This window comes from Pseudarcicella hirudinis (assembly GCF_900115665.1).
Lineage (GTDB): Bacteria > Bacteroidota > Bacteroidia > Cytophagales > Spirosomataceae > Pseudarcicella > Pseudarcicella hirudinis.
Genome location: NZ_FOXH01000001.1, coordinates 349,289 through 366,781 on the forward strand (window position 1 = coordinate 349,289; position 17,493 = coordinate 366,781).

At 39.6% G+C, this 17,493-nt stretch carries 16 protein-coding genes; 9 read left to right on the plus strand and 7 right to left on the minus strand.

The window, feature by feature from the left end; translation table 11 throughout:
* The first annotated feature begins 9 nt into the window (after positions 1-9).
* Both BM179_RS01205 and msrB read left to right on the plus strand, forming a co-directional pair.
* Positions 10-2,322 (plus strand): efflux RND transporter permease subunit, encoded by a 2,313-nt coding sequence (locus tag BM179_RS01205; protein ID WP_092010901.1) that lies wholly within the window; start codon positions 10-12, stop codon positions 2,320-2,322.
* Between the two features lie 209 nt (positions 2,323-2,531).
* Positions 2,532-2,963 carry a peptide-methionine (R)-S-oxide reductase MsrB gene (gene msrB / locus BM179_RS01210; protein ID WP_229632874.1) on the plus strand — a complete coding sequence of 144 codons (432 nt, stop codon included), beginning with the start codon at positions 2,532-2,534 and terminating at the stop codon, positions 2,961-2,963.
* 105 nt (positions 2,964-3,068) lie between these two features.
* Here the strand turns inward: msrB and BM179_RS01215 are convergent, their stop codons facing one another.
* The 7 genes from BM179_RS01215 to BM179_RS01245 form a co-directional block, all read right to left on the minus strand.
* Positions 3,069-3,638 carry a carboxymuconolactone decarboxylase family protein gene (locus tag BM179_RS01215; RefSeq protein WP_092010906.1) on the minus strand — a complete coding sequence of 190 codons (570 nt, stop codon included), beginning with the start codon at positions 3,636-3,638 and terminating at the stop codon, positions 3,069-3,071.
* A gap of 53 nt (positions 3,639-3,691) precedes the next feature.
* On the minus strand, positions 3,692-4,918 hold the full coding sequence (locus BM179_RS01220) for an MFS transporter (protein WP_092010909.1): 1,227 nt from the start codon (positions 4,916-4,918) through the stop codon (positions 3,692-3,694).
* Between the two features lie 57 nt (positions 4,919-4,975).
* The gene (locus tag BM179_RS01225; protein ID WP_092010911.1) at positions 4,976-7,744 is read right to left on the minus strand and encodes a TonB-dependent receptor; all 2,769 of its coding nucleotides are present in this window, start codon (positions 7,742-7,744) and stop codon (positions 4,976-4,978) included.
* A 60-nt stretch (positions 7,745-7,804) separates the two neighbouring features.
* A complete protein-coding gene (locus BM179_RS01230; RefSeq protein WP_092010914.1) occupies positions 7,805-8,368 on the minus strand; it encodes a carboxymuconolactone decarboxylase family protein in 564 nt (187 codons plus the stop codon).
* A 40-nt stretch (positions 8,369-8,408) separates the two neighbouring features.
* Positions 8,409-8,951: a carboxymuconolactone decarboxylase family protein gene (locus BM179_RS01235; RefSeq protein WP_092011976.1), complete on the minus strand. Its 543-nt coding sequence runs from the start codon at positions 8,949-8,951 to the stop codon at positions 8,409-8,411.
* Between the two features lie 270 nt (positions 8,952-9,221).
* Positions 9,222-9,767: a hypothetical protein gene (locus tag BM179_RS01240; protein ID WP_143095116.1), complete on the minus strand. Its 546-nt coding sequence runs from the start codon at positions 9,765-9,767 to the stop codon at positions 9,222-9,224.
* A 129-nt stretch (positions 9,768-9,896) separates the two neighbouring features.
* Positions 9,897-10,760, minus strand: coding sequence for an AraC family transcriptional regulator (locus tag BM179_RS01245; RefSeq protein WP_092010921.1), 864 nt, complete (start codon positions 10,758-10,760; stop codon positions 9,897-9,899).
* 89 nt (positions 10,761-10,849) lie between these two features.
* Here BM179_RS01245 and BM179_RS01250 point away from each other — a divergent pair, with 89 nt between their 5' ends.
* From BM179_RS01250 to BM179_RS01280, 7 genes are all read left to right on the plus strand, one after another.
* The gene (locus BM179_RS01250; protein ID WP_092010924.1) at positions 10,850-11,791 is read left to right on the plus strand and encodes an NADP-dependent oxidoreductase; all 942 of its coding nucleotides are present in this window, start codon (positions 10,850-10,852) and stop codon (positions 11,789-11,791) included.
* 13 nt (positions 11,792-11,804) lie between these two features.
* On the plus strand, positions 11,805-12,203 hold the full coding sequence (locus tag BM179_RS01255) for a DoxX family membrane protein (protein ID WP_092010927.1): 399 nt from the start codon (positions 11,805-11,807) through the stop codon (positions 12,201-12,203).
* Positions 12,204-12,274: 71 nt separating this feature from the next.
* Positions 12,275-13,228: an aldo/keto reductase gene (locus tag BM179_RS01260; RefSeq protein WP_092010930.1), complete on the plus strand. Its 954-nt coding sequence runs from the start codon at positions 12,275-12,277 to the stop codon at positions 13,226-13,228.
* Between the two features lie 85 nt (positions 13,229-13,313).
* The gene (locus BM179_RS01265; RefSeq protein ID WP_092011979.1) at positions 13,314-14,474 is read left to right on the plus strand and encodes an MFS transporter; all 1,161 of its coding nucleotides are present in this window, start codon (positions 13,314-13,316) and stop codon (positions 14,472-14,474) included.
* Position 14,475: 1 nt separating this feature from the next.
* Positions 14,476-15,270, plus strand: a complete 795-nt coding sequence (locus BM179_RS01270; protein WP_092010933.1) for an SDR family NAD(P)-dependent oxidoreductase — start codon at positions 14,476-14,478, stop codon at positions 15,268-15,270.
* Between the two features lie 18 nt (positions 15,271-15,288).
* Positions 15,289-16,224 carry a polysaccharide deacetylase family protein gene (locus BM179_RS01275; protein ID WP_218159131.1) on the plus strand — a complete coding sequence of 312 codons (936 nt, stop codon included), beginning with the start codon at positions 15,289-15,291 and terminating at the stop codon, positions 16,222-16,224.
* A gap of 205 nt (positions 16,225-16,429) precedes the next feature.
* Complete coding sequence (locus BM179_RS01280; RefSeq protein WP_092010935.1) at positions 16,430-17,461, plus strand: GntR family transcriptional regulator; 1,032 nt, start codon at positions 16,430-16,432, stop codon at positions 17,459-17,461.
* The last annotated feature ends 32 nt before the right edge of the window (positions 17,462-17,493 follow it).

Below are 17,493 nucleotides of genomic sequence, written 5' to 3' on the forward strand. Positions count from 1 at the left end.
AATTTTAAAATGTGGAATAAAATCGCTGATTTGATAATAAAGTACCGTGTTTTTTGGATAGTCTTAGTACTCACCTCTACCGGTTTTATGGGCTATCAGGCAAGTAAAATAGAACTTTCCTATAATTTTTCCAGAATTCTTCCGGCTGATGATCCGATTGAGCAGGAATACCAGCATTTTCGCAAATTATTCGGTGAAGATGGAAGCATTATGGTAATTGGCTGGCAGTCGCCGGGCTTATACGAGCTGGATAAATTCAAAGACTGGTATAAACTTACCGAAGACATCCGACATACTGAGGGAATCAGGAATGTTTTGTCGCTGGCAAATCTCTATAAATTAGAGCGGAATGATGAAAAGAAGACTTTCGATGTAAAGCCTTTGCTGACAAAAGCTCCGGAAAGTCAGGCAGAACTTGATACCCTTCGCCAAAGCATTGAAAGCCTGCGTTTCTACGAAGGAGTGGTAATTAATCGTAAGACGAATACGACCCTTATGGCGATCACTTTTAATGATAAGGACCTTAATTCATTTAAAAGAATTGCCATCGTTGACAGAATCAGAAAACTGGCTAATGATTTTTCAGTAAAGCATAAAACGGAGCTTCATTATTCGGGAATGCCTTTTATCAGAACTGCTACCATGCTGAAGGTTTCTGGTGAAATGAAACTGTTCATGGGACTTGCAGTATTGGTAACAGGCTTGATTTTATGGTTCTTTTTCAGGTCTTTCCGTTTTACCATTCTTTCTATTTTTACGGTATTAATCGGAGTGGTATTCTCCGTCGGAACCTTACAGTTGCTGGGTTATAAAATTACAATTTTAACGGGTCTGATACCTCCTTTGCTTATTGTAATCGGAGTGCCGAACTGTATCTTCCTGATTAACAGGTATCAGTCGGAGCTTATGGCGCATGGTAATAAAGAAGAGGCTATCAGAAATATGGTTTCGGGCATAGGATTGTCCACGTTACTGGCAAATACCACTACAGCTATTGGCTTTGGGGTATTTTATTTTACCAACAGTAGTTTGCTGGTAGAATTCGGGGTAGTCGCTGCGCTCAATGTAATGGTTACCTATGTCATCTGTATTTTGTTGATTCCGATATTCCTGCATTATATGGGATTACCGAAGGCCAGACATTTAAAACATCTTGAAGTAAAATGGATTGAAATATTCCTGAAAAAGATTGATTACCTGGTTCATCATCAAAGAAATGCGATTTATGCGACGGTTATTCTGGTGGTTTTGCTTTCCATTTATGGCATGACGAAAGTCAGGGTAATTGGTTTTGTAGTAGATGATTTACCGAAAAATGATCCGATTTATACCGATTTGCAGTTCTTTGAGAAGAATTTCAATGGTGTATTGCCTTTTGAAGTAATGATTGATACCAAAAAACCAAATGGGATTTTTGGAAACCAGGCTGAGGCATTGTACAAAATCAAAGCCCTGCAAAATAAAATTGCGGCCTATAAAGAGTTTTCAAAACCCGTTTCAATTGTAGAAGCAACCCGATTTCTGTATCAGGCGTACAGGGGAGGGGACGCAAAATATTTTGTTATGCCGGGCGTAATGGAATTATCGAAAGTGGCAGAATATGTGCAGAATGGAAAGGCGAGTGCCAAGCAATTGAAATCATTCCTGAATGAAGATAAAAGTATCACAAGGGTGAGTTTTCAGATGGCTGATGTAGGTTCGGTAAGAATTAAAGAACTGATGGATGAAATTCGTCCGAAAGTAGATTCAATATTCAAGCCTTCAGAATATAAAGTAAGCCTGACCGGGCACAGTCTTGTTTTTCTGAAAAGCAATGATTATTTGCTTGATAACCTGTATGAGAGTTTACTGATTGCCATTGTGCTGATTGCCATTGTCGGTATGGCTTTATTCAGATCAATTCCGATTATCATTTTGTCGAAACTGCCTTGTTTAATTCCTTTGGCACTTACGGCCGGAATTATGGGTTTTCTGGATATTCATTTCAAGCCATCTACTATTCTGGTATTCAGTATTACTTTCGGTATTGCTTCTGATGGAACGGTTTATTTTCTGACCAGGTATCGTCAGGAACTTTATGAAAAAGGTCACAGTGTTTCTCAGGCAGTAACCAATACCATTTTTGGCACAGGTTTGAGTATGGTTTACACAGCGATTATTTTGTTCTGCGGATTCTCAATTTTTGCGGCATCCAGTTTCGGAGGTACCGCTGCGATGGGAGTAATGGTTTCTATTACATTGCTTGTTGCTATGCTGACGAACCTGATTCTTTTACCTTCTTTATTATTAACGATTGCTAAAGGAAAAAATAAGCCCAGCTAAAATGCATTTAAGATAATATTTCAGGGCCGGAGCATTTGTTTCCGGCCTTTTTGGTCATATAGCTGACATTTCTTCAAATATTCTTTAACCATTGACAACTAAAACGGGTTTTATTTCGTAATTATGATTGTAAATAAAAACAATGTAATCTTATGAAAAATGGACTCTTTTTGTTATTTATAAGTATCATACTCACATCTTGTAATAGCATGGCACAAAACACTGAGCATAAATTCACTGTTGTAAAAACGGATGATGAATGGCGTAAAATTTTAACTCCCGAACAATTTAAAGTTACACGGAGAAAAAGCACGGAATTGGCATGTTCCGGAGCTTACTGGAAGAACCATGAAAAAGGTATCTATAAATGTGTTTGCTGTAAATTACCATTATTCGATTCCCAGACTAAATTTGATTCAGGAACAGGCTGGCCTTCTTTTTACAAAGCTATTCATAAGGATGCCATTCTTGAAGTAGCAGATAATAGTTTCGGCATGGAAAGAACAGAAATTCTTTGCAGCAGATGCGGAGCTCATTTAGGACACGTTTTTGAAGATGGCCCGCGTCCTACAGGTTTACGTTATTGCTTAAACTCTCTGGCCCTGGATTTTGAAAAGGATACCGGAAAAAAAGAACAATAAGCAGGACAAAGTTTTATTAAGTTAAATGCAGATTGTTGTTAAAACTGGCACAAGAGTAGTCTTTCAGAAAAGCCTCATCTTTGCCAGTTTTTTGTTGTATAAATCCTATCTGACAATTGTTTTCATAGGATCATAATTGGCATAACCTTCTTCTTTGATTTTTATTCCCCGGGGAAGATAAGCGGCCGGATTGTCTGGTGCCCAGGTTCCCAGTCCGTCAACATAACGGTTAAACATACAGAAAGCCGCAGCAATAAGTACGGTATCATGAATTTCCTTATCTGTGGCTCCTTCTTCCCTGGCTTTTTCAATTTGCCCGGTTTTGACATGTTTTCCTCCCTTTTGAACACTCTGGGCAATGCTTAAAAGTGCCTTCATTTTATCAGAAATAGCTGCTTCCTGAAAATTGTACATTACCTGATTCACTATCGTGCCATCGTCTTCAAGGTAACATCGCGTGGCTGCTCCATGTACACTTTTGCAAAACATACAATCGTTTTCAGAAGACACGAAGGTAGCGATCATTTCACGTTCTCCCGGCGACAAAGTATTGTCGGTATCATGCAAAAGCACTTGCGCCAGTGCATTAAGAGGTTTGGATGTTTCAGGACTAAATGCCATTAATCCGCGGATGCCCGGTAATAGATCCTCTTCGGGAAGTGTTATATATGCCATTTTATTAAATATTATAAAGTCGTTTTAATAATGATTGTTTTAAAAACGGTTGTTTACTTAGTGTTTTTACTGAAATAAGCTGCGATAAAAGCAATGACAAAAGTGATTGAAAACGTAAGCAAAGCATTTCCGAAACCTCCGAAAAATGAGACAAGTGTTCCAACAAAAAAGACCGCTGTAGCCGTAAAAAACCTGCCGACATTAAAACAGAAACCGGAAGCTGTAGCTCTGATGGCAATCGGGAATAATGCCGGAATATAACTGGACAATGAACCCTGGCTTATCCCGAAAAAGAGTGAAAGAAAGGCTGTTTCAAAATAAATGATTTTGCTGAAATGCTGATTGGTAATAAAAAGCAGACCGCAGGCTATAAAACAACCGATAAAAGTTCCCATTAATGTTTTACGGCTTCCCCATTTATTGATCAGAAATCCTGATAAAATTCCTCCCAAAATTCCACCGATACCCAAAAGCATCATAGTAAATCCGCGTTCTTTTCTACCATCCTGACCCGCTTCAAGTAAACTCTGAACCCAGGTTGGTAACCAGGAGAAAATGCCCCATAATCCGATCAGAACCGCACCGAAGATCAAGGAACCTGAAAGCAGATTCGGAAGATTCCGTGCATCAAAAATGAAAGGAGGTTTCTCATCAGTATTTTCATTTTTGGATTGCAGCCATTTCGTTGATTCCGGTAAAAAGAATAAGATTAATAAGGCAATACCTGTTGGAATGAGTCCGAGCCAGAATGCCTGTCTCCAAACAGGAAAAAGAACATTTAATCCTCCAGAAGCTACAATACCAAGCGGGAAAGAAACGGCCAGAACTCCCAGAACAATGGCTCTGCTTTTTTCTTCCCATATTTCTGAAATATATACTGTTGAGACTAACAAGACCCCTCCGACACCCATTCCTGAAAGGAATCTGTAAAGCATTAAAATTTGCCAGTCTTTTACAAAAACGATCAGGAGAGTTGCAATTCCGTAAAGACCTGTTACCAGTGTCAGTGTTCTTTTGCGGCCGATTTTGTCTCCGATAATGCCAAACAATAAACCACCGGACATCCAGCCATAAATGAAAATCGCACTTATATATGCTCCGATTTCTCCTAATCTGGCTTCAGAAGCATGATCTTTTAACAGCTCGGGAATCGCAACGGGTAAATAAACCGACATAATGGTTGAAACTGTCCCTCCAAACAGATAACTAATCATGCAAAGCGCGAAGGCAAACCAGTGTCTGGTATTTACTTTCGGGGGAGATATAGCAATTGTATCCATAAAATGCTTGTTTAAATGTGTTTAAGTTTATCAGGATCAGGGAGATACCCGGTTATTTTATCTCAGTAATTCATCAAAGTTCAGGCTGACATAATACAAGCCGCCAACTGCCGGAGAACCGTAAGCCTGTGTAATATATTGGTTCGTCAGATTAGAGGCTCCCAGCTTGATGACAGATTTCAAAGCCGGTACTTTCAGGCTGATCTGCGCATCAATCAGACTGTAAGCAGGTACAAGTCCCGGGCGTAATTCATTGAAAGTTCCGTACCAGTCGAATGCCGTCTGCCAATGCCAGGCAAGGCTGAAGCCCAGGTTTTTAGCTACGTTTGAATTGCTGAGTGTCAGATTGGTTTTCCAGGTTGGTGTGTTGAATGCAGGAATATTATTAGGATCAGCATTCATCAGGTTAAAATCTATCCAGGTAGCATTTCCGTTTAACCGGTAATTTTTCGGTAAAGAAAGTGTCAGACCTGCGCTTATTCCCTGAATAGAAACTTTATCGGCAGCATTTGTATAAAGCTGAAATGCCTGCGTTCCTCCTGTTAAAATATCTGTAGCAGCCTGCGTATTGATAGAGCCATCCGGAGAGGTTACATTGCTATTTGGACGAATAACGACCGTATTGATAAGAAAATCAGTGTATTGGCTGTAATAATAGTTGACATCAAAGAGAACCTGAGGAGAAAGAAGTCCTTTATAGCCAATTTCAAAACTTTGTACTTTTTCAGATTTTATGAATGGAACATTCGATTTCTTCAGCTTATTTTTATTGTTTTCAACCGCCTGAGGAAAAGGCACGCCTTTTGCCAGATCTGCTCCGAAAGCACTCCCGAAAGCGCCTACTGAGGCAGCTGTGTAAGAGTTTTCATAAGCATTGGTTCCTGCTGCATTTACGGGAGCTCCTCCAAGAATAATAATAGGTCCGACATTCAGTTTAATGTACTGATCTCCGATCGTAGGATTTCTGAAACCTGTCTGATAAGAAGCTCTGAAATGATGTTGGTCAGAAGGAGAGAAGACCGCAGAAGCCCTCGGCGTAAATCTTCCGTCGAAATTCTCATTCTTGTCATAACGTCCTGAAAAAGTAACTTTCAGTTTCTTATTCAATAAATCTTTGGAAACCTGCGCAAAAGCTCCATATTCCTCGTTGGTTAGATTTTTGCCTTTGTCATCAAATAGTGTTCCCTCCGTGTCCAGGTAATACTTTCTGTAATTTCCACCGACCTGAAGGTTAAAAACTTTCAGATACTGGCTGAAATCATATAAACCTTCAATATGTTTCAGACTGCAGTTACTAAGAATCCCGGCACCACTTAAACCTCTGGTCTGAATCAGCTTATCCTTTGCCTGCTCAAATTCGGTAGAGCCGGGAAGCAATCTTCCCTGATCAGCAAAGGCTCTGGCAAGGCTGTTGTTCTGACCGCTTACGCCATTTATTGTTCCGTTAAAAGCCGCAGTATAACGGTCAAACCAGGTAGCATCAGCTTTATCCGGTGAAACGACATTGCCGTTTAAATCCCTTACCCAGGTTCTGTTAATGAGTTGTCCCAATGAGCGGGTATTGTAAGAATTGGTAGAAAGTTCCTGATTTGAATAGGCTCTGATGTAGAAATTACTGCCTTTCAGTTCCAGACGATGCTGAATGAACCTGAAATCATTGATGACAAACCTGCTGCTTCCGGTATATTGAGCGGTTCCCTGGTTGAAATTAGCCTGATAAATAGCTTCCAGGTTATCGGTAATTCTGTAATGCAGTGCACCGTTCAGTTTTAAACTGTAAACACCATACGTTGCAAGATCTTTTTCTTCATATCCCGTTCTGGAAACTCTGCCGATTTTATCAATGGTTTTGGCCACTTCATCTCCATAGATATTCAGCGCATTTCTCCCGGGATTATTAGGACCTCTGTTAGCTTCAGGCGTATTGGGGTCAATGTCAGTGTAATTATTTGCATACCAGTCAGTTCCCGTTAAATAAGAGGTATTCAGTTTGAATGCGAAGCGGTTATTAAAAGCCTTTGCATATCTGATTGCATAATCCCCCATCGGTTTAGCTCCCAATCCTGTTCCGTCACCAATATGGTTAATCCCGAATTTTGTTTGTACACTTAAACCCTGATAAATAAAAGGGTTTTTAGTGCGTGTATTTAACATACCATTAAAGGCAATCGGGCCATATAAAGCCGAAGCGGCACCCGGGATTAATTCTACACTTTCCACATCAATATCATGCGGACCGAACAGGTTTCCCATGGCAAAACCCAATCCTGAAGGCTGATTATCAACCCCATCTACCAATTGCAGGAAGCGACTGTTTCCTGTACTGTTAAAACCTCTTGTATTGATTTGTTTATATGTAAGACTGCTTGTAACCATATCAAGAGATTTAAGATTCACCAATCCGTCGAAGTAGTTCGCTGAAGGACTTTGCTGAATGGCCCGGATATCCATTTTCTCAATACTGACCGGAGAACGAAGGATATTTTCTTCAATTCTGGAAGCCGAAATTACCACCTGATCTAATTCCTCAGAAGAAGGCTGCATACTAAGGTTCATCGGAGAAGTGCTGGCTGCAATCTCTACCCGTTTATAACCTATCATAGAGATGACCAAAGTGGCTGGCGGAGAGATATTTAAGTTGAAATTTCCCTGAGCATCGGAAACCGTGCCATAAATTTTTCCTTTTACGTAAATGCTTACACCTGTTAAGGGCTTCTTCGTTTCAGCATCCGTAACTTTACCTGAAATTGCCGGGTTTTGGGCAAGACTGAAAAAGCTGCCAAGAAGGAGAATAGTTAAAATATAGAGTTTGTATAATAGTTTCATCTGTTGGTCGGGTTTAATATTCCGGCCGGATTCTGGAAAATGGCCGGAATATTTATTTTTCTATTTGTTTTTCAAATGATCGTATCCCTGAGGTAATCTGTTATAGCCGTGATTAACAATGCGTTCGCCCAGGTATTCATAAAATCCGGGGTCAGCAGGAGTGACGCTTGCCAAGCCATCTACATATCGGTTATAAAGACAGAAAAGACCGGCAATCAGCACTGTGTCATGAATTTCAAGATCAGTTGCACCATTGTTTTTCGCCAGTTCGATGGCTTCCTTAGTTACAGATTTTCCGCTTTTTTGAACCATTTTGGCAATTTTCAAAAGCGCTTTCATCTTTTCACTGATCTCAGCCTTATCGATGTCCTGTTTGATAATCTTGCAGGTTTTCGATTCTCCCAGCAGTAAATCAGCTGCTGCGGTATGAGCAGAAGTACAGAATTTACATTCGTTATTGTGGGAGACAATTGTGGCAATCAGTTCTCTTTCTCCGGCACTGAGTGTGTTCTCTCCTCTGAGCAGAAATTGCGTTAGCTCACGGATTGGCTGTGCGGTATCCTGGCTGTATTCAAGTAAGCCGGTAATACCCGGTAAATGTTCGGGAAGTGGTATATGTGGCATTTTAGGTTCGATTAGAGATTTGAGTCAGGGATTTTGAATATTATCTGGGGCGATTGTATCCGGCAAATGCCATCATTTCTCCCATTTGCCGATAAGCTTCATTTTCCTTGGGAGCAAAGGTTCCCAGTCCGTCCACATATCTGTTAAACATGCAGAAAGCCGCTGCAATTAATACCGTATCATGAATTTCCTTGTCTGTCGCTTCTTCATTTCTGGCCAGGGTAATATCTTCGGGAAGTACATTTTTCCCACCTTTCTGAACTTTGGCTGCTATATTCAGTAAAGCCCGTAATTTTGGTGAAATGCCGGTAGTGGCAAAGTTTTGTTTAATATCATCAATCAGATCCAGATCGCATTGTAAATGCGCTGCCGCTGCGGCACCGTGTGAGGTATGACAAAAATGACAGCCGTTCAGATGTGATACATAAGACGCAATCAGCTCTCTTTCTCCGCTGGTAAGGGTCGATTCTGACCTCAAAAGTGTTTCTGCCAGATTTAACAGGGATTTTGCCGTTTCAGGGCGATAGTTTAAAAGTCCGGTAATGCCCGGAAGTTCTTCGTTTAATAATTTTATATGTGCCATGGGATATTTGCTGTAAATAATCAGGAAAGAATCATTTGCCCTGAAAACACGTACCGTAAAATTCTGATTTTCAGAAATTTTATCTTGAAATGTCAGGAATTGAGAACACAGAATTCTGAGAAAAATACAAAAAGATTTATTCCTGTTTATCTGAAATAAGTCCTGTTGGTTTTTTACCAAAACCGATGTCTGGGAAATAGAAATCCTGTGAATGATTCTGATCATTCAGATCCTGTATCGTTTTCACGCCAGGTTAAATCGCAGGAAATTTCAGGCAAATTCCGGAGGGGGTGATTCTACAAACAGATGGACAGCAATTACTGGTAATCTGAAAGAAGGGACTGTTTTAGGCACTAACCATTCAAATACAAAAAAGACATGGGTTTTTCTGGAAACCATGTAATCTTTAATAAGGCTTTTAAGCAGATTTTCTGATGATTTTCCTGAAGTATTTGAATTTTGTTTGATATGGTCATTGATATGAGCTGCTAAGTCGAAAAAACGATCTCTTGCATTAATATCTGGCTTGCAGACTGTATATAAAGTATCATTGACTAATTGCTGTGAAACAATCTGATAAAACCGGCCATCCTGATGAATGCTTCCTTCGGCAGGAACCGCCGTTTTCCAGTCGTTTTGATAGGGAAGAGAAACGGGGATTTTGACAACTATAAATTCCTGTTCTGATTTTGTGGCTTGAGGAACAGATTCAATCCTTTGTAAAGGATTCTCTAACCCTATCCAATAAACAATGGAGAAACCCATCATATTGTAAAGTAAGAGTCCGACAAGGAATATTGAAATTAGTTTTTTCAAGATTTTTCAGGAAATAATTATATTAACCATTATTACAAATATAATCTTTTTACCCCAAAAAATCAATGTGCTAAACTCAGTAAACAGGCTTTCCTTAAATAATACAAAAGTTCAAAGCCTGATCCGCCTTTAGACTTTAGTTAATTGTTTCCGGAATTCTGAAGGGCTTATTCCTTTATATTTCTTGAAGATTCTGTTTAAATGGCTTTCATCGGTAAAATTGAGTTCATAAGCTATTTCGTTCATCCTTAAATCACTGTATTGCAGACGGGTTTCAACTAATTTTAACTTATAATTAGTAATATATTGCTGAATATTTTCTCCGGTATGCTTTTTAAAATATTCTCCGATATAGGTCGCGGAAATATTAAAATGAGCAGCAATCTGCTCAACTTTCAGGTTTTCAGGCATATAGATGTTTTGATGGATATAATGAAGAATATCCAGCGGTACTTCATTTACGACGCTTTTCTTGGTTATTTGCGGCGTATTAAATGAGATATTTCTGGCTACGATGGTAATTAGGGTATTCACAATCTGTTGTACTAATTCCTGGTGATATTGCTGCTGGTTGATATGTTCACGGATAATAGCATCAATTAATGCCTTGACCAACAGTTTATCTGTTTTGTTTTTTAAAATACAGCCTGGTAAATGGTTGGTATTCTGAAAGATAAATTCCAGTTTCCTGGTCCAGTCGTTTAGTGCTCCGTAAGGATTCTGTATTTTCTGAGCTTTCAGATAGATGTCATTGAATCGAATGAAAAAGAATTTGGTGACAGTCTTTACCTCAAAAGAATGACAATCCTGTGGCATTAAGAGAAAGAAATGCTCCGGGCGATAGTGAAATTTGTTATCATTAATACATTGTACGCCGGTACCTTCAACAATATAGACCAATTCGAAGAAATTATGAACATGTGCCGTAATCGGGCATTCATCTAATTCTTTGTATTCTACCTCAAAAGGCTGATATAAATTCTCTGTTTTCATGCCCGTAAATTTACCGGATAAACCTGTAATTATACAAGTGCAGGGCCGACATTTCTTGGGAACTTTGTGTCATCAAATAAACAAAAATTATGAAAGCAATTGTTTTAAAAGAATTCGGAGGAACAGAAAATCTGGTCATAGATGAAACTCCTCTTCCCGAAATTAAAGATAATGAGGTATTAGTCAGGGTAAAAGCGATCAGTATAAATCCTGTAGATGTTAAAACAAGATCAGGAAAAGGATTAGCAGGAAGAATTAAGGATCAGCACCCGATTATTTTGGGCTGGGATATTTCCGGAACAGTAACTGAAACCGGTACAAATGTAACAGCTTTTAAAAGGGGAGATGAGGTATTCGGAATGGTAAACTTTCCCGGTCTCGGAAATGCTTATGCAGAATATGTAGCGGCTCCGGTTACCCATCTGGCACTTAAACCTTCCGGCATTTCTCATGAAGAAGCGGCAGGAGCTACTTTGGCAGCCCTTACTGCTTTACAGGGTCTGACGCAAAAAGCGAAGATAAAAGAAGGATTTAGGGTTCTTATTCATTCTGCGGCGGGCGGAGTTGGACATTTCGCTGTACAAATCGCAAAACGCCTGGGTGCATACGTCATTGGTACGGCTTCTGAAGCCAACAGAGATTTTGTACTGAGCCTTGGAGCAGATGAGCATATTGATTACAAAGCACATCGTTTTGAAGACCTTGTGAAAGAAGTAGATTTCGTGCTTGATACTATTGGCGGAGACAATATTGACCGTTCTTTTCTGACTATGAAAAAAGGGGCTACCATCATTAGCATTCCGTCAGGGTTAAATGCAGAGATTACGGAAAAAGCAGAAGCTTTAGGCTTAAATGGTTTCTTCTTTCTGGTTGAATCTAATGGAGAAGATATGAAAGAAATTGCCGGACTCCTTGAAGACGGCAGCATTCGTTCTCATATTTCAAAAGTATTTTCTTTTCAGGAAATGGGAGAGGCACATTTACAGGTAGAATCAGGAAGTACCAGAGGTAAAGTCATAGTAACAATCTAAATTTTAACCAGATATGATTAACACAGCCAGTACATTTTTATTATTGAGACTTGCCATCGGTGCAAGTATGTTTGGCCACGGATTGGTCAGATTACCTAAATTAAACGGATTCAGTGCCTGGATGGTGGGGCAATTTGAAAAATCGCTGCTGCCTCCGGCATTGGTGATTCCATTTAGTTATGTCCTGCCGGTTGCAGAGTTTTTGATCGGAATATTACTGATTTTAGGCTTGTTTACCCGTCAAACCCTATTTTCCGGAGGTATTGTTATGATTTTACTGGTATTTGGTTCCTGTCTGATTGAAGAATGGTCAGCTATTCCCTCTCAGCTGATTCATGTTTTCTTTTTTGCTATAATGCTTTCCTCATTGAATCATAATGCATTCAGTATTGATGCTTTAATCAAAAAATAAAACACCGAAGGAATCTTTTTGAAAGATTGTGAATTGAATAAAAAGGTGTTTTACTATTTAGAAGCTGAACAATGGAAAAGAAAAAGTTAGGTAATACAGATTTGCAAGTCGCCCCGCTTACTTTCGGTGGGAATGTTTTTGGATGGACAATTGATGAAAAAACATCTTTTGAATTACTGGATGCTTTTGTCTCAGGAGGTTTTAACCTGATAGATACAGCCGACGTTTATTCAAGATGGGGCTCAGGTAATTCAGGTGGAGAATCTGAAACCATTATTGGAAACTGGTTAAAACTTCGGGGAAATCGCGATAAAGCAATCATTGCTACAAAGGTTGGTTCGGATATGGGTCAGGGAAAGCGTGATATTTCAAAAGCATATATTCTTAAAGCGGTTGAAGATTCCTTAAAACGTTTGAGAACTGATTACATAGATTTATACCAGACCCATTGGGATGTTGAATCAACTCCGGTCGAAGAAACCCTTGAAGCATATAGCCAATTGGTAAAAGAAGGGAAAGTCCGTTGGATCGGGGCATCAAATCTTTCAGCAGAGAGATTAAAAGCTTCTCTGGAAGCTTCGAAAAGATATAATTTTCCGGTTTATCAGACATTTCAACCGGAATATAACCTTTATGCCAGAGAAGGACTGGAGAAAGAATTACTCGGAATTTGCCTTGAAAATAACATCGGTATCATTAACTATTATTCATTGGCAAGTGGTTTTCTTACAGGGAAATACCGCTCCGCAGCTGATTTTGGTAAAAGTGCAAGAGGTGGCGGAATGAATGCCTATCTGAATGAAAGAGGTTTAAATATACTGAAGGCTTTGGATACCGTTTCCGAAAGGCATCAGACAAGTCCGGCCAGTGTGGCTATCGCCTGGTTAATTGCTAAACCCGGAATTACTGCCCCAATTGCAAGTGCTACCAATCTCAATCAGCTGGATGCTTTGATAGAAGCAACAAAATTGAAACTGCGTAATGAAGATATAATACTACTGGATTATGCCAGTGCCTGGCATTAATTTTACAGATCAACAGTCTTTTCTTCCCGAAAATATTAAAGGGAAAACTTATATTTTACGATTACTAATTTATTATCTCCGAAGAATGAAATTGAGTTTGATTACACTCACAATTGGTGGGTTTGGTATTGGAATGACAGAGTTTGTTATGATGGGTATTTTGCCCGACATCTCTCATGCCATGAATGTTTCAATTCCTGTTACCGGGTATCTGGTTTCATCTTATGCCTTAGGCGTAGTATTGGGAGCGCCTCTTTTGGTTGGATTAGCAGGGAATTATCCTCCTAAAAAGATTCTGATTGGTCTCATGGTAATGTTTACCATTTTCAACGGATTGTCTGCATTCGCCCCTAATTATGAGCTGTTATTCATTTCAAGGTTATTCGCCGGATTGCCTCATGGCGCTTTTTTTGGGGTAGGGGCAGTTGTTGCGAGCAGGCTGGCTGATCCCGGCAGAGAAGCAAGAGCCGTGTCTGTGATGTTTGCAGGGCTTACTATTGCAAATACTATCGGTGTTCCTTTAGGCACATTTATCGGACATAATTTCAGCTGGCGTATCACCTTTGTAATTATTGCCCTTATCGGACTTTTTGCAATCTGGAGTATTAAAAGCTGGCTACCCGAGCTTCCGGCTGCCAAGAATAAAAATATCAGAAAAGACCTGAAACTTTTCACAAGATTACAGCCCTGGCTGGTAATAGGCATCACTGCGATCGGCACCGGAGGTTTTTTTGCGTGGTTTAGCTATATCGCCCCGTTGCTAACTGAAGTTTCCGGTTTTGGCAGTAATGCTATTACTCCGATTCTGGTTCTTACCGGATTAGGGATGGCGCTGGGAAATTTTATCGGCGGAAGACTGGCTGATTCTCACTCTCCGGCTATTGCCACCTGCCTGCTTTTACTGGCAATGGTAGGTTCATTAATTACTGTTTCTCTGGTGTCACAATATCAGATTCCTGCCCTGGCTATGGCTTTTGTAACCGGAGCTCTGGCTTTTTCGGTAGCTTCTCCTATTCAGATCTTAATGATTAATGCTGCCAAAGGATCGGAAATGCTTGCCTCCTCACTTAGTCAGGCAGGATTTAATATCGGAAATGCCATCGGAGCTTACTTGGGTGGATTGCCGATTGCGGCCGGTTTAGGTTATACTTCCCCGGAATGGGTAGGAGCCGGCCTTGCTTTTGCTGGTTTTTTAATAGCTTTAGTAATTGTTTTCAGGAAAAATGAAAATTTAAAAACGACTTAACATGGATTTACAACTTAAACATAAAACGGCGCTTGTCACCGGATCAACTGCCGGAATCGGATTTACTATTGCAAAGCAATTATTACAGGAAGGTGCAAAGGTTATCATTAACGGCAGAACCCGGGAAAGGGTTGATGCTGCAATTAAATCCCTGAAAGAGCTGGTTCCGGGTGCTTCTGTTACCGGTGTGGTGGCAGATTTTGCTAAAATTGAGGAAATAAACAGCCTTTTAAAAGAAGTTCCTTCCGTAGATATTCTGATCAATAACGCCGGAATTTTCGAACCAAAAGAGTTTGTGGAAATTACAGATGAAGACTGGTTCAGATTTTTTGAGATAAATGTCATGAGTGGGGTGCGTTTATCCCGCCATTATTTCCCGGGAATGCTGGCGAATAATTTTGGAAGAATCATCTTTATTTCCAGTGAATCTTCGGTAAATATTCCAGAAGAAATGATTCATTATGGCGTTAGTAAAACGGCTCAGCTTGCTGTTAGCCGGGGTTTGGCTGAACTGACCAAAGGTTCAGATGTAACAGTTAACTCCATTTTACCTGGTCCTACAAAATCCGAAGGAGTTACCGGATTTCTGGAGGAATTAGCTGCTGCGCAGAATAGTACCTCTGAGCAGGTAGAAAAGGATTTCTTCAAAAACGGCAGGCCGTCATCATTGATTCAGAGATTTGCTTCCACTGAAGAAGTGGCCAATCTGGTAACTTATGTTTCAAGTCCGCTTTCGTCCGCGACAAATGGAGCGGCATTGAGAGTGGATGGGGGAGTCGTAAAATCAATTATTTAAGAAATCGGAATTGCAAAAATGATGAATTCAAGAAGAGATTTTATGAAAATGGGTACCGGATTTGGTTTATTAGGGTTATTAGATTCAAATAAGGCATTTTCTGCTGAAAAGCCTGAATCAGGATTTTGGCCGGATAGCTCCAGGCTTGTTATTTCAGTTTCAATGCAATTTGAGGCCGGGGGACAACCGGATAATGCTGAAAGTCCTTTCCCGCAAAATCTTCAGCCTGGTTTTAAAGATCTGCCTGCCCAAACCTGGTATCAGTATGGTTATAAGGAAGGTATTCCGAGAATGCTGGATCTCTGGGACAAATACAACATTAAGGTTACCTCACATATGGTCGGATCCGCAGTATTGAATAACCCTCAGATTGCTAAAGAAATTGTCGGAAGAGGACATGAAGCTGCCGCACATGGTATGAACTGGTCTTCTCAATATAACCTTTCATACGAAGAGGAGAAAAAGTTTATCATGGATGGAGTGGAAGCTGTGAAAAAGGTAACAGGAGTGACTCCGGTAGGATATAATGCCAATTGGTTAAGAAGAGGTGAACATACACTTGAAATTTTACAGGAAGCAGGTTTTTTATACCATATTGATGATTTGAGCAGAGATGAGCCTTTTATTGTTAAAGTAAAGGAAAAGGATTTCGCGGTAGTTCCCTATACTTTGAGGTGTAATGATATTTTACTGATTGAAGGCCGGCATTTTTCAGCCGATCAGTTTCTTGCTCAACTGAAAATGGAATTTGACCAGTTGTACGCAGAATCAGCCACAAAACGAAGAATGATGTCTGTTAGTTTTCATGACAGAATAGGCGGAACGCCACAGGTTGTAAATGCGGCAAAGCAGTTTTTTGAGTACGCTTTAAAGCAAAAAGGAGTTGTTTTCAGACGAAAGGATGAAATTGCCGGAATGGCCCTGAAAAGTAAAAATACAATCAGGGAATATTAAAGTACAGAGGTTTTTCAGGTATGAAAAACCTCTTTTTATGCCCTGGAATTGAAAAAGAGAAAATATTTATTGCCGGAAAAGCGGGAAAACAATATTTTTTCGCAAAAAGTAACGGTAAAATTTAGCTTTGATTTAATTCTGTGATAGCTTTGAAAACCATTAAGGCATGTAATCTTAATTTCTGTTGTAACACAGTCCTGACATAATGAAGCCTCCCAAAATTATTGATGTCATCAGAATTGATGAATTTTCTTCAACGCCAAAGTACCATCAGTTAGCCAATTCGATTCTGGAAGCCATTCAAAAGGACATTGTTAAAAAAGGTGATTCTATGCCTTCAATCAATGAAATAAGTTTTGAATTTAATATTGCCAGAGTAACAGTAGAAAAGGGCTATAATTACCTCCGCGGACTTGGGGTATTGGGTTCTGTGCCCGGAAAAGGATACTACATTAAAAGCACGGATTATTCCCAGGATCTGAAGATTTTTTTACTTTTCAATAAGCTGAGTAATCACAAAAAAATCATTTATGATTCATTTGTAGAGGCATTGGGAGACCAGGCTGCGATTGATTTTTACATTTATAACAATGATTTTAACCTGTTTAAAAGGCTGATTAATAACAGAAAAGAAGATTATACCCATTATGTGATAATTCCTCATTTTATTGATGGAGAAGAAATGGCTTATCAGGTAATAAATACATTGCCTAAAGAAAAGCTGATTCTGCTTGATAAAATTGTCCCTCAGATTACGGGAGATTTTGGGGCTGTTTATGAAAATTTTGAAAACGATATTTACCATGCGCTCGGACAGGCAATTGAGAGGTTGTCGAAGTACACAAAGCTCAAAATTATCTTCCCTGAAAACAGCTATTTTCCTCAGGAAATTATCAAGGGTTTTGAAAACTTCTGCAAGAATTATGCTTTTGATCATGAGGTAGTGCACTCGATTGAAAATGAGGATGTTATGAAGGGTGAAGCCTACGTTAACCTGATGGAAGATGATCTGGTAACACTTATTGATAAAATCATGGGGAAACAGATGATTTTAGGACAGGACGTAGGTATAATTTCTTACAATGAAACACCATTGAAGCGATTGATTCTCAACGGACTTACTACCATTTCAACAGATTTTAAGGCAATGGGAAAAAGTACGGCAGAATTAGTTCTGAATAATTCGAAAAGGCATGTGGAGAACCCTTTTTATCTGAAATTAAGAAGCTCTTTGTAAAGGGGATCGTTTTACTTGCCGGATAAAGAAGC